The 12,468-nt window shown below is 64.5% G+C and carries 15 protein-coding genes; 5 read left to right on the top strand and 10 right to left on the bottom strand.

What is annotated here, in order from left to right; all coding sequences use genetic code 11:
• Positions 1 to 31 precede the first annotated feature (31 nt).
• Positions 32 to 517, top strand: a complete 486-nt coding sequence (locus R5W23_RS09610; protein WP_320686141.1) for a YbaN family protein — start codon at positions 32 to 34, stop codon at positions 515 to 517.
• 45 nt (positions 518 to 562) lie between these two features.
• Here the strand turns inward: R5W23_RS09610 and R5W23_RS09605 are convergent, their stop codons facing one another.
• On the bottom strand, positions 563 to 2,449 hold the full coding sequence (locus R5W23_RS09605; protein WP_320686140.1) for a sigma-70 family RNA polymerase sigma factor: 1,887 nt from the start codon (positions 2,447 to 2,449) through the stop codon (positions 563 to 565).
• Between the two features lie 190 nt (positions 2,450 to 2,639).
• Here R5W23_RS09605 and R5W23_RS09600 point away from each other — a divergent pair, with 190 nt between their 5' ends.
• Positions 2,640 to 3,236 carry a chalcone isomerase family protein gene (locus tag R5W23_RS09600; RefSeq protein WP_320686139.1) on the top strand — a complete coding sequence of 199 codons (597 nt, stop codon included), beginning with the start codon at positions 2,640 to 2,642 and terminating at the stop codon, positions 3,234 to 3,236.
• 249 nt (positions 3,237 to 3,485) lie between these two features.
• Positions 3,486 to 3,938, top strand: coding sequence for a low affinity iron permease family protein (locus R5W23_RS09595; RefSeq protein ID WP_320686138.1), 453 nt, complete (start codon positions 3,486 to 3,488; stop codon positions 3,936 to 3,938).
• A gap of 113 nt (positions 3,939 to 4,051) precedes the next feature.
• On the opposite strand, the gene ruvB is transcribed toward R5W23_RS09595, so the two are convergent.
• From ruvB to ispF, 9 genes are all read right to left on the bottom strand, one after another.
• The gene (gene ruvB / locus R5W23_RS09590) at positions 4,052 to 5,095 is read right to left on the bottom strand and encodes a Holliday junction branch migration DNA helicase RuvB (RefSeq protein ID WP_261189211.1); all 1,044 of its coding nucleotides are present in this window, start codon (positions 5,093 to 5,095) and stop codon (positions 4,052 to 4,054) included.
• 29 nt (positions 5,096 to 5,124) lie between these two features.
• Positions 5,125 to 5,577, bottom strand: coding sequence for a TIGR03067 domain-containing protein (locus R5W23_RS09585; RefSeq protein ID WP_261189210.1), 453 nt, complete (start codon positions 5,575 to 5,577; stop codon positions 5,125 to 5,127).
• Positions 5,578 to 5,596: 19 nt separating this feature from the next.
• Positions 5,597 to 6,028, bottom strand: a complete 432-nt coding sequence (locus R5W23_RS09580) for a TIGR03067 domain-containing protein (RefSeq protein WP_320686137.1) — start codon at positions 6,026 to 6,028, stop codon at positions 5,597 to 5,599.
• Positions 6,029 to 6,033: 5 nt separating this feature from the next.
• The gene (locus tag R5W23_RS09575; RefSeq protein WP_320686136.1) at positions 6,034 to 6,426 is read right to left on the bottom strand and encodes a type II toxin-antitoxin system death-on-curing family toxin; all 393 of its coding nucleotides are present in this window, start codon (positions 6,424 to 6,426) and stop codon (positions 6,034 to 6,036) included.
• Positions 6,426 to 6,635 carry a hypothetical protein gene (locus R5W23_RS09570; protein ID WP_261189207.1) on the bottom strand — a complete coding sequence of 70 codons (210 nt, stop codon included), beginning with the start codon at positions 6,633 to 6,635 and terminating at the stop codon, positions 6,426 to 6,428. The genes R5W23_RS09575 and R5W23_RS09570 overlap by 1 nt, the downstream gene beginning before the upstream one ends.
• 3 nt (positions 6,636 to 6,638) lie before the next feature.
• A complete protein-coding gene (ruvA, locus tag R5W23_RS09565; protein WP_320686135.1) occupies positions 6,639 to 7,382 on the bottom strand; it encodes a Holliday junction branch migration protein RuvA in 744 nt (247 codons plus the stop codon).
• Positions 7,379 to 8,014 carry a crossover junction endodeoxyribonuclease RuvC gene (gene ruvC, locus R5W23_RS09560; protein WP_320686134.1) on the bottom strand — a complete coding sequence of 212 codons (636 nt, stop codon included), beginning with the start codon at positions 8,012 to 8,014 and terminating at the stop codon, positions 7,379 to 7,381. The genes ruvA and ruvC overlap by 4 nt, the downstream gene beginning before the upstream one ends.
• A gap of 330 nt (positions 8,015 to 8,344) precedes the next feature.
• On the bottom strand, positions 8,345 to 9,922 hold the full coding sequence (gene cysS / locus R5W23_RS09555; RefSeq protein ID WP_320686133.1) for a cysteine--tRNA ligase: 1,578 nt from the start codon (positions 9,920 to 9,922) through the stop codon (positions 8,345 to 8,347).
• A 100-nt stretch (positions 9,923 to 10,022) separates the two neighbouring features.
• Positions 10,023 to 10,502 carry a 2-C-methyl-D-erythritol 2,4-cyclodiphosphate synthase gene (gene ispF, locus R5W23_RS09550; protein ID WP_320686132.1) on the bottom strand — a complete coding sequence of 160 codons (480 nt, stop codon included), beginning with the start codon at positions 10,500 to 10,502 and terminating at the stop codon, positions 10,023 to 10,025.
• A gap of 169 nt (positions 10,503 to 10,671) precedes the next feature.
• Here ispF and R5W23_RS09545 point away from each other — a divergent pair, with 169 nt between their 5' ends.
• Positions 10,672 to 11,196, top strand: coding sequence for a sigma-70 family RNA polymerase sigma factor (locus R5W23_RS09545; protein WP_320686131.1), 525 nt, complete (start codon positions 10,672 to 10,674; stop codon positions 11,194 to 11,196).
• Positions 11,196 to 12,464, top strand: coding sequence for a FecR domain-containing protein (locus R5W23_RS09540; RefSeq protein ID WP_320686130.1), 1,269 nt, complete (start codon positions 11,196 to 11,198; stop codon positions 12,462 to 12,464). The genes R5W23_RS09545 and R5W23_RS09540 overlap by 1 nt, the downstream gene beginning before the upstream one ends.
• Positions 12,465 to 12,468: the final 4 nt, after the last annotated feature.

Raw genomic sequence — 12,468 nt, 5'->3', positions numbered from 1 at the left:
CTCGATTTCTGCCCGCCCCGGGAACCCGACCGTGAACGCGCAGCTCCCACTGGAACTGAACATCGGCACCTCGAACCAGGAGCGGCCTGCCGCCGACGCGCCCCACGCCAGTGCCCCGCCGCGCCCGGCCACCGGGGTGCGACGGGTTCTGTACGTGTGCGCGGGGGTAGTGTGCGTTGGGCTGGCGTACCTCGGTGCGATCCTTCCCGGGCTCCCTACGACTCCGTGGGTGCTGCTGGCGAGTTACTTCTTTTCGCGCTCGTCGCCCCGTTTAGAGCGTTGGCTGAGGCGGTCACCGTTGTTCGGGCGGTTGCTCCGCGACTGGCACGAGCACGGCGGCATCCGGCGCCCCGTGAAGGTCTTTGCCGTGTGTCTTGTCGTTACGGTGGTAAGCCTGAGCCTTGCGTTCCGTGATTTGCCGGTGGCCGTGAAGTGTGTAATCGCAGGGCTGGCGCTGATCGGGATTTGCACCATTCTGTTCATCGTGCCGACCGTGAAAGCAACTCGCCGCCCGTAAAGTGCGGCGGCGAGTCGAGGGGTAAGCTGTTGGCGGTCGGCGGCCCTACCGCCAGTGGACGCCTGAGAGCGTGATGTGCCACTGGCCCGTTTCTTTGGCGCTCGCGACGGTCTTGGCGTTCTGCCCGTCGGGATCGCAGACGATCAGACGCGACTCGGTCTCCTTACCGGCGATGTCTTCCGGCTTTCCCTCGTGCTTCTGCCGCCACGTGTACGCGATCTGCTTGCCGGTGGGCGCCCAACAGTACCCGAATATGTCTGCGTTCGCGGGCACGTCCCGCACCTTAGTGAATTTGCCGGCCGCGATGTCGAGAACGGCCAGTTCGGACTGGGGCTCCGGGAATCGCTCCCCTTTGTCCTCGCGCGCTTTTTTCTCCGCCGCCGTTTCTGTCGCGAACGTCAGCAGGACGCATAGCACCCGTGCGCCGTCGGGCGAGATCTGGCCCATCATGGCGTTCGTGTCCGGGGCCAGCGCTTTGTGTTCGGTCCCGTCGCGGTTCATCAGGTGCAACCGGGCCTTGGCACTTGGGGCGTCGGTCCCACTGAAACTCGTTGTGAGGAGTCGCCCGTCGGGCGCCCAGTCGGTGACGGCGTGGTTCGCCGGGAGCTTCAGGGGGGACTTCTCTTTGGACTTTACGTTGACGATGACCGTGGTCGCTACGGGTTGCTGGCCCGGCTTGTCGGACAGGGTGGAGCAGGCGATCTCGGTTCCGTCCGGGGACCACACGAAGGACTCGCACGTGGTGCCCAGACTTGTGCCCGGGCCGTGGTCGTCGAGCGCGCGGACGTGTAGTTGCGGATATTGAGGCCTAGTCGTCGCCTTGAATTCGCCGAGATTGGCCTGATTGCCCTTTAGCTTCGGCGAAGCGAGGTAGGCGATCGTTTTTCCGTCCGGAGAGAGTTGTCCGCCGCGCTGGTGCAGTTCAACGCCCTCGAACCCGATCGTCTTTGTGGCTTTGCCGTCTGGCGTCGTCAGGACGAGCTTGCCTTCGTTCCAGTACAGGAGTTCGTCCGGTCCCTTCGGGAGTGGCCTCGGAGCCACTTTTGGCGCGGGTTGGGCGGCGCGCGGCGCCAGCGCGGTTTTCGGTTGGAGCGCCGGCGGCTCTTGGGTTGCGGCCAGTCCGACGCACGCGAGCGCCGCTAGGGCCAGTGCCGCGAGCGGGAGAACGGTTTTTAGCTTTTGTACGAGCATGGCTTTGAGTACTCGGGTCGAAAGGGTTACTACGCTCACTGGTCCGAGGGCCGGTAAGAGTGCCGCTGTCAGTGCTCGGGCGGTGAGGTCTGCCGGAACTCTTGCTTGTGCGGTTGCGCTGAGCGCTGCCGACAGTCCCGCGGCGCTCAGTGTGACCCCGCGCTCTCGTAACCGGTGAGCGAGGAGCTTGCGCGCCTTTGCGAGCCGGCTCGACAGCGTTCCCTCCGACAATCCCAGGCGCCCGGCCGCCTCCTTGCGGCTCAGCCCTTCGAGTTCACACAACACGACCGCGGTGCGCAGGTGCTCGGGGAGCTGGGTCATTTCCTCGTCGAGCGCGTGCAGCACATCTGCGTCCGCTGGTTCGTCTGGTTCTGCTGGTTGTTCGGGAACGTTCGGGACCGGTACTTCGCGGGCGCGTCGGCGGGCGTTCACGGCGCGGGCCTCCTTCGCACACCGGACGGCCACCCCGTACAGCCACCCGCGCACGGCTTCGACCGGGCGCACATCGGCCGCGCGGCGCGCGAGTACGAGGAACGCGGCCTGGAACGCGTCTTCAGCCGTGTGTGCGTCGGGGACGATTCGTCGGCACACTCCGAGGACCAACGGCCCGAGACGCCGGACCAGTTCGGCGAACGCGGCCTCGTCGCCGGTACGCACGAACCGTTTGAGGAGCTGGCCGTCGGTGTCGGGAGCGACGGCCCGGGCGGTTTGGGCCATCAGTGCGGACAGGGCATGGGACATCGTGGACTCCGCGAGCGAACCACCGTGGTTCGCCACTCATCTTGGGTCGACTCGGCTTGGCGCGTCGCGAAAAATCAGAGTTGCGCCCAAAAATGAGTGTGCGCGGCCTTGATGAGAAGCCGGAGTTGCCCGAGCGAACGATACGCGGTATGCGGCCCTCGCGTCTCGCCCTCCCCTAGCGAGGAGATCCATGTTTCGTTCCGCTATTTTCGCCCTCGTCGTGGCGGTCGTTGCTGGACACGGGATGGCCGCCGAGCCGGTTCCGGTCAAAGGAACCTCGGTTGCTTACGCCCCAACCATTTCAGCTACCGTCAAAGATAAGGCCGTTCCGCTCAGCCTGACCGGCGTCGGACTGCGCACCAAGGTCGGGTTCGATGTGTACACGGTCGCCAGCTACGTGCAGGACGGGACCCGTGTTCAGAAGGCCGAAGATGTGGCCAAGACCGACACCGTCCGCTTGCTCCACTTGATTATGCAGCGGACGGTGCAGCCGGACGACTTCATTGGGGCCTTCCGGTCGGCGGTCGGCAAGTCGTACCCGGAGGGCAAGTTCGCGACGGAGTTCACCCAACTCGTCAACGCGATCGGGAAGAACGCCGCGACCAAGGGGGACCACGTGATTTTGCTTCACGTGCCCGGCGAGGGGGTGCGCGTTCAGATGGGCCAGAAGGTGGACGTGACGATCAAGAGCCCGGGCTTCTCTCAGGCCCTGTGGGAGGTGTACTTCGGTTCGAAGCCGCTCGACGAAGGGCTCAAGAAGGGACTGGTCGGTTCGATGAAGCCGTAACCCGGATCCGATTGGGATGATTCTATTTCTCGCCGGTGGAGCGATCGCCGGCGGCTCTTATCAGTGACGGCACCTCGGCCCGCTTTCGCACCTTTCGGCCAACCGGGTCTCAGGGTCAGTCGTAGACGATCGTCTTCTCGACCTTGAACCCCTTCTCTCCGGTCATCAGTCGGTGACGCGTCGATCTTCCGGCACCCGGATTGCAGGTGCGAGAGCGGGGGTTGCGGCGCGCGCAGCGCAGAGGAACCTATGACCGAAAAAGGTAGCTGGCTGGAACGCATGTCGGGGCTCGCGACCGCGTGGACCGGATCTTCCCAGGCGTTTGCGCTGGCACTCGGAACTATTCTGGTTTGGGCGGTGACCGGCCCCGTGTTCCGGTTTTCGGACACGTGGCAACTGGTGATCAACACTGGCACCACGATCGTTACGTTCTTGATGGTGTTCCTGATTCAGCGTGCCCAGAACAAGGACTCGCTGGCGATCCACTTGAAACTCAACGAGATTGTTGCCGCCTTGCCGTGGACGAGCAACCGGCTTATCAGTGCCGAGGACCTGACCGAGACTGAAGTGAGGATCTTACGTGACCACTTCCGCAAGTTGGTAGACCTGGCCCGAAGGGACGAAGACCTGAAGTGTTCGCACTCGATCGAAGACGCGGAAGCGGATCACGCGCGGAAGCAGCAAACGGCGGCCCGCGCGTGACGGGTTCAAGATGGGCCGGTTGGCGGCGGGAGTGCGTTGTTGCTGTGAGCGGTCGGACGTGGGTGGCACCCGTTCGGCGACTGCGCCGAACGGGTGCGCCGGCCGTATTCTCCTTATTCGAATAACGATCCTTGCTTGTCGTCGGGTTTCGGCTTGGGTGCGGGTGGAAGTTTCCCGAGAGCGGAATACGCACGCGGCATCGCCACCCGGCCGCGCGGCGAACGGGTGATGTACTGCTCACGCAACAGGTAAGGCTCGATCTCGTCCGAGAGCGTGTCCGACGCCAAGTTGATCGTCGCCGCCAGCGCCTCCACCCCGGTCGGTCCGCCGCCGTAGAGGTCGATCAGCGTTTCGAGATACTTGCGGTCGTTCTTGTCGAGCCCGTCGCGGTCCACCTCGGCCATGTCGAGCGCGGCCCGGGCGACTTCCTCGGTAATGGTGCCGTCGTGCTGCGCCGCGGCGAAGCTGCGGGTCCAGTGGAGACGCGAATTGGCCACCCGCGGGGTTCCGCGGCTGCGCCGGGCCAGCTCCAGCGACGCCTGCGAGGTGATCGGGGTGTTCAGTTTCGCCGCGTTTACGGTGGCGATCGTGGCCAGTTCATCGACCGAGTAGAACTCTAGGTGCTCGTGCATTTTGAACCGGTCACGCATCGGGCCGGACAGCATCCCGCTTCGTGTGGTGGCCCCGATGAGCGTGAATCGCTTGAGCGTCATGGAGATGGTCCGCGCGCTCATCCCCTCGCCGAGCACGATGTCGATGCGGAAATCTTCCATCGCGGGGTAAATGAACTCTTCCACCACCCGCGGCATCCGGTGAATCTCGTCGATGAAGAGAACCGAGCCTTCCTCAAGGTTCGTGAGGAAGGGGAGCAGGTCGGCCGGCTTCGCGAGCGCCGGGCCGCTGGTCATTTGCAGCGAGGTGCCCAACTCGTTCGGCAAGACGGTGGCGAACGTGGTTTTGCCGAGGCCGGGCGGGCCGTCGAACAGGATGTGCCCGAGCGGCTCGTTGAGCTTCTTCGAGGCGCGCACGGCGATCTCCAGCCGCTCCGCGACCTTACGCTGCCCGATCACTTCCTTGAGGAGTTTCGGGCGCAGCGCCGCGTCGTGCTTCTTTTGTTCGTCGCCCGGGCCGCTGGTGATCACTTTCTCGCGCGCCATGTCTCGGTTCCCTGTTCGGTGTGTGGCGGTTACTTCTTCGCGCGCTTGTAGGTGACGAGAAACGTTTTGCTGTTAGCCGGGCTCTCGAACTTCTCCGGGCGTGCGGGCTTTTTGGGGTCGAGGTTGTAGCAGACGGTGAGCGCGTCCCCGTCCAGTTTGTAGATGGCCTCGATGGTTTTGCCCTTGTTCGGTCCCTGGTCGGACACGATGTCCATTTCCTTCGGGCTCTTGCTCGCGTTCACCGTGAACGCCCCCTCGTCCTTCTCGCCAAGTTCGACAGTGTACTTCCCACCCGCGCGGATCTCGAACTTCAGCGTTTTGAACACGGCGGTCGAGTCTCTGCCGCCGAGCTCGGCCTTCTCAACGGTCCAGTTGCCGACCATCGACTTCAGGTCGGTTTCGTTTTTCTTGTCGTCGGCTGCGACGTGAGTCGCGAGGCACAGGGCGAGGGTGAGCGCTGCGAACGGAACACGAACGGTCATGGGATCACTCCGGGTCGGGTTACTTTTTCTCGCGCTTGAACGTGAGTAGCATCAGTGGTGTTTTGGCCGGGGCCTCGAACTTCGTTGGGCGGTCGGGTTTCTCGGAGTTGAGGCACAGCACGACGGTATCGCCTTTTAGCTCATACACCCCCGGCAGCGTGCGCCCCTTGAACGGCCCGTCCTTCCGCGTCGTAAGGTCGATTTGCTTCGGTTTCTCAGTTTCACCGAGGGTGACGGCACCTTTGTCCGAGTTCTCAGCGAAGTCGATGACGTACTTCTCACCAGTGACGGTGAGCTTCATGCCCGCGAAATCGTCCTTGTGGTCGCGCCCGCCGAGCTTCGCGTCCTCAATGACCCACACACCCTGGAGCGCCTTCAAATCACCTTCGGGCTCCGCGGCGAGGGCGCCGGTAGCGAGGATGAGCAGTAAAGGTGCGGCGGTCCGGTGCATGGCGGTTACTCGGTCGTGAGCGGGACGATGTGGGCTCGGACCCATTCGGTGAAGTCGTTTCGGTTCATTTGGTGGGCGGCCACAGCGAGAGCGGCCCGTTCCGCGTCGTCCACGTCGGCTTCGACCTTGTAGCCGTTGAGGCGAAGGAACACGTCCATCGCGGTGAAACCGATTCGCTTGTTGCCGTCTTTGAAGCCGTGGTTGCTTGTGAGCGAGAACCCCAGCGCGGAGGCCATGTCGGGCAGGGTCGGGTTCAGATACCGACCGTCGAACGTGGCTTGCGGCTGATACGCGGCCGACTCGATCAGGCCGTGATCATGAACAGCGGGGTCACCGCCGTGCAACCGGATCACTTCGGCGTGAATTTCGAGTATCTGTTCGACAGTAAGGAACGTCATTACTTCGCCAGCCGGCGGAGCAGTTCTTCGTTTTCTTTGACGCTCGCGGCGAGGGCCTTCTTGAAGTCCGTACCGGCGGGCTTGAGCCGGGCGATAAAGTCGTCGGCAAGCTTTTCGAGCAGCACTGCGATCTCGATTCCTTGCTCACGTGCTGCCGCGGCGAGCTTTTCGACCTTGTGGTCATCGAGTTGGAGCGTCACGGTACTCATGTCTCACCCTTTCTGTGCGTAGAGGAGCGTGATGGCCTCTTGCAGCGAGCGGAACGGTTGGCCGCACGTCAGGAGCGCGTCGAGTTTGGCGCGCGCCTCCAGTGGGTTCAGCCCCAGACCCATTAGCGCCTGATACACGTCCTCGATCAGTTGCCCGTCGGCGGCGGTGACGAGCGGTTCCGTCGCGAGCGCCGGCTCTTCGGCGGTGGTCTTCTTCGCGGATTTCGCTTTCTTGCCGCTGAGTTTTTCTTCCACCACCGCGTCGGGTGCCGGCTCGGCGCCGGGGGCGGCGACCGGCGCAGGCGTGTTCAGAACCGTGAACTTCGTCACTTTTCGCTTCAGCGTGGTGACGATCTGTTCGGCGGTCGTGGGGCCGATCCCGGGTAGTGCCGACAGCCACTTCGCGTCCTGGCGCGAGATCGCGTCGGCGATGGTTTTCACCGAGAACGCCATCGCCTTTAGTGCCTTCTTCACGCCGATCTTCTCGACCGTGCAGAACAGCTCGAAGAACTCCAGCTCGTGTTCGTGCAGGAACCCGACGCGGCGCGGGACGAACCGGTTGCCCGATGAGTTGCCTTCGAGGTATTCGGTGATGTGAAAGGTGAGTTCGTGCCCGGTGCGCATTTGGATCTGCCGACGCACGGCTTCGGGCACCATGATCTGGTACTCGAACGGCCCGATCTGGAGCCGCACATCGTCCTCGTCGTGCCGGCAGCGGGTGAGGACGCCCGTCATCTTGGTGATCATGCGGATTCGCTCCGGGTGTCTTCTTCCGTCAACTCGTCGGGATCGGGTTCGGCGCCGAGCAGCGCTTTCATGTTCACGCCGGTGAAGGTCGCACCGCGGGCGCGGCCCATGACGCCGCTCCCGGTTGCGAAGTAATGGCACAGTGCGATCCCGAGGGCGTCGGCCACGTCGTGCGGCTCCGGCAGCTTCGCGAGGTTCAGTTCGCGCATCACCGCGTACTGCATCTGCTCCTTCACCGCGTGCCCGTGCCCCGTTACCAGTTTTTTCACCTTCGTTGGGGCGTAACTGGTCACCGGTATACTATGCTGCGCCGCAGCCAGTAGGTACACGCCGCGAGCATGGGCCATTAAGATCGCGGTTCGTGGGTGGTCGTAGTGGGCGTAGAGCTGCTCGATGGCGAGCGCGGACGGTTTCCACTCACCGAGTACTTCACTCAGGCCATCGTAAAGGGCTTTTACGCGGCGTGCCATGTCGGAAGAATCGCGCCCGTCGGCAGAACGGATAACACCGGCATCGACGACGCGCGGTCCCTTATCAGAGACCTCAAGGACGCCGTAGCCAGTTGTTTGCAACCCGGGGTCGATCCCCAGGATGCGGCGCGGCTCGGGTACGTCGGGAGGGGGCGTGAGCATTGGAACGCTTCCGGTGCGGGTGAGCTATTCCCGCAAATAGCCGAGAGAGCGAATCCCGGAAATGTCAGAGTACCGTATTCCGGCAGTGGGTGTCACGAGTTCGCCAGCGGAACCGCCCCGGTTCCTCCTGAAGCCAAGTGGGGGCGCCTGGAACGCCGGTTCCAGAGCGAAAAGAACACGCGAAGCGGAGACCCACCCCCGGCCCCTCCCTGAAGAGAGGGGAGGAAAGCACAGGCGAACGCGAAACGTAGCGTGTTCGTTTCGCACCGGGACCAACGTTCTCGGCGCCACCCCTCCCTTCAGGGAGGGGCCGGGGGTGGGTTGATTTGCCTACCCGACGCGCCACGTGGTTCCGCCGGCGCGGTCTTCGAGCGTGACGCCCAACTCGCCGAGGCGCTTGCGGATCAGGTCCGTCTGGTCGAACAGCGCCTTCTTGAGCGGGTTGTCCTTCGCGGCTTCCTTCGCGCTCGCGCGGAGATTCGCGCGCAGGTCGAGGAGCAGTTGCATCAGCCCGCCGACGAGTTCGTTCCCGCCATCGAGGGTTTTGGTTTCCGCGGTGAAGGTGAGTCCGAGGACCTGAGCGATTTCCTTAACGAGGGTCGCCCCCTCCGTGAACTCGGCTTTCGCTTGTGGGTTGTTGGTGGCGGGGTCTTCGAGTTTGGTTGTGTCAGCGAGCCGGTTCAAAGACGTGACCAACTCGAACAGTACCCCGGTGACGCCACCCGTATTGAGGTCGTCGTCCATGAAATCGCGGAAGCGTTGGGCGAACTCTGCGAGTGCCGGCTGTACGAACTTCCGGTTGGCGTCGAACAGAACTGGCGCGGGGAGGCTGGCGAACGGTTGCCCGGTGACGCGCTGAACTCGCTCCGCGAACCGAGCGAAGGTCTCATACGCCGTCTTAACAGAGAGCATACCGTCGGGCAGGGGGCGGATATGCTTCTTCGTTTGCTCGTCGATCGGCCAATCGCCCATCTCGATCGGCGAGCGGTAGTGTGTGCCGAGGAGGAAGAACCGGATCGCGTCGCCGGTGATGTGGGGGAGTGCTTCGGCCACGTTGACGACGTTTCCGACCGAGCCGGCCATCTTGTCCTTGCCGAGCCGGAGCAGCCCGTTGTGCATCCAGACGCGCGCGAAGGGCTTGCCGGTCCAGCTCTCGCTCTGGGCCAGTTCGTTCTCGTGGTGCGGGAACTGCAAATCCAGCCCGCCGCCGTGGATGTCGAGCGTCTCGCCGAGTTCCTTGATCGCCATGCAGGTGCATTCGATGTGCCACCCCGGGCGGCCCCGGCCGCACTTGAAGGGGCTGTCGAACTGCACTTCCGCGGGCTCGCCCGGCTTCGACTTCCACAGCGCGAAGTCGCCGGGGTTGCGCTTCTTGGGGTTCGGCTCCAGCCGCGCGCCGGCCTCCATCTGCTCGGGGTCGCGGTTCGTCAGCTTGCCGTAGTCCGCGTCCTTCGACACGTCGAAGTACACGCCGTCATCGACCTCGTAGGCGTGGTCCTTCTTGATGAGGTCCTGAATGACCTGGATCATCCCGCCGATGTGCTGCGTGGCGCGGGGGAACACGTCGATGCCGTCCGGCGAGCTGACGGCGATGTTCAGCGCCTTCAAGCACGCGAAGTAGTCCTCGGTCATCTTCGCGGCGAGCTCGGGGACCGTGGTCTTCTGCTCCTGAGCGCGGCCGATCAGCTTGTCGTCCACGTCTGTGATGTTGACGACCCACTTCACCTTGTATCCGAGGTAGGTGAGGTAGCGTTTCACGGTGTCGAAGATGACCGGACCGACCATGTGGCCGATGTGCGACGGCTTGTAGACCGTCGGGCCGCAGACGTACATCGTGACCGTGTCGCCGGGCTGCTTGTGGAACGGCTCCTTTTTACGGGTCAGCGTGCTGTACACTTGCAGAGCCATTCCAGAAATCCTTTCACCGCAAAGAACGCAGAGGGCGCAGGTGAAGACAGAAGGTGAGCGCTTCACGCTTCCCGATCTTCTTCGCGCCCGCTGCGGCGAATCATGCCTGTTCGATGAGAACGACCGCGTGGCACCCGATGGCCTCGCCGCGGCCGATGTGCCCGACCTTCTCGCCCGTTTTCGCTTTGACGTTGACGCGGTCGGCGGACAAGCCGAGCAGGTGCGCGAGGCCGTCCTTGATCGCCGCCTTCACGGGTCCGAGTTTCGGCTCCTGCGCGAAGACCGTCACGTCCAGGTTGACGGGTTTCCAACCCAACTGGTTCAGGCGCTTGAGCGTTTCGGTGAGGAAGAACTTCGAGTCCGCGTTCTTCCACTGGGCGTCGGTGTCGGGGTAGGCGTCGCCGATGTCGCCCAGACCGGCTGCGCCCAGAAGTGCGTCGGTGACGGCGTGCAGGACCGCGTCCGCGTCGGAGTGCCCGACAAGACCTTTGGTGTGCGGAATGACGACCCCGCCGAGGATCAGCGGGCGGTTTTCCGCGAGCCGGTGTGTGTCGTGACCGCTGCCGACGCGAATGTTCACCTGTCCGCCTCACCAACCCGGGTCCGTTCCGGAGAATTGTACCGCCGGGGCCGTTTTTCGCACAACCTTGACTGCCGGTCGGGGTTCGGACTTGGGGTGAAGAAAAAATGAGCAAGAGGTGTCAGGATTGTGCGACCCCGTTCGTGTGGGTGTTAGTGAGGCTCGCGGCATGTTGCTCGAAGCGGACGTCGTGGTTCAGGTGCTCCTGCGCGAGCGGTTGCGCATAACCGCACTCGCCGCGGGCGTGCTGCGCGACACCCACGGCGCCGACGACATTTTCCAGCAGGTGGTCCTGGCGGCCCTCGAACATCGTTCTGAGTTCCGTGACTCCGGGCACCTGCTCGCTTGGTCTTTGCGCGCCGCCCGCCACCGGGCCGTGGATGCCTGCCGTCTTCGGCAGACCCGCGTGTTGCCCGATGAGGTGCTCGATCTGCTCGAGTCCCCGGATACGGATGTGACGGACGGATCTTGGTCGGATCGGGTCGAGGCATTGCATCGGTGCCTCGCTGAGCTGACGCCGTCCGCCCGAGGGCTGTTGCAGTTGCGCTACGGTGAGGGGCTGTCGGCCGTCGATGTCGCGCGCCGGCTGAGTCGTACCGCGGACGCAGTGTATCAGTCGCTGTCGCGGCTGCATCGCGGGTTACGAGAGTGTGTTGAGAAGCGGCTGGTAGGAGGGGCTGTCCGGGGGACGTAATGAGTTCGTCACCAGAACCGCGCCTGACGGAGTTGTTTGTCCGCTATTGGGACGACACGCTGACGCCCGCCGAGGCCGACGAACTGGAGCGCCTGCTGGCGACCGACGCAGGCGCGCGAGACGGGTTCCAGTTCCTGTGCGTGCAAGCGGTGGCCGTTGCGGAGCTGCCGGCTGTTGGTCGTGTCGGGCAGGAACCGCCGGCCCGGCGCCGTCTGTCGCGGCGCGGGTTGCTGGCCGCGGGGCTGGCCGCCAGTGTCGCCGGTGCGGCTCTGGTCACTTGGGCGTGGGGCTACACCGGGTCCGGGGCTCGTCTCACAGCGGTTCAAGGTCGCGTTACTGTACTGACGGCGGACGGGTCCCGCGTGCCGGCGCTTGGCCGCGTGCCGGCCGGGGCGACTGTTTCGACCCAGGGTCCCGGCTCGCTTGCTGTGCTCTCGTTCTCCAACGGGACCACCGTCGCTCTGTTGGGCGACTCGGCGCTGACCGTGGGTGACGGCGAGCTGCGGCTCCATCAGGGCACCGCGAGTGCGGATCTGCGCCCCCAGTACCCAGGGGACGGTCTGCGGTTGGTCACGACTTTGGTGTCTCTGGTAGCGGTGGGCGGAACGGTCGTCACGCTCGGGCAAGGAGAGCGGGCCGCCGAGGTTGAGGTACACAAAGGCCGGGCGAGCGTGGCCGCCCCGAGCGGTGAGCCGCTCGCGGTGGTCGGCGGCGGCGAGATGCTCACCGTTGGCGCCAACGGGGCGACGCGGCAAGAGCCGATCCGTCGGCCCTCCGAGGAGTTCGCCTTAAATCTTGCGGAGCCGCTCCCGCTCGGCTGGCAGGTCGGGCACCGTGAAGTCGGCCCGGATGGCGCGGTGCTGCGCCCGGACGCTTGGCCCGACCCGTACCACGGCAACGCGGTTCTGTTTCAGATCCGCTCGGATCACCAGTGGGCCCGCGGGCTCTTTGCTGTGACCGGCGGGTCGGTGTTCGAGGTGCGGTACCGGACCCGCGGGGCGGCCCCGCGGGGGCAGGTGTGCGTGTGCGTCCGGACCGAGCATTCGCACGCGTCCGATACGGGCGTGCTCGAGTACAACGGCGGCTTCGAGGCGACCGACGGGCGGTGGCGCTGGCTCCGGGTTCGCGCCGGCGACATGTTGGACAACCGGCACGCGCCCCAGTTCGCCGCCCCGTGGATCGGGTTCCTGTTGATTGTGAACACGTTTGATACTGATGTCGGCCTCGAGATCGCGGAACTCCGGGTGACTCGCCCCGGGGGCCGCTGATCGG

The organism is Gemmata algarum (assembly GCF_034097035.1).
In the GTDB taxonomy this organism is placed as follows: domain Bacteria; phylum Planctomycetota; class Planctomycetia; order Gemmatales; family Gemmataceae; genus Gemmata; species Gemmata algarum.
This window is presented reverse-complemented; position numbering and strand designations above follow the sequence as displayed.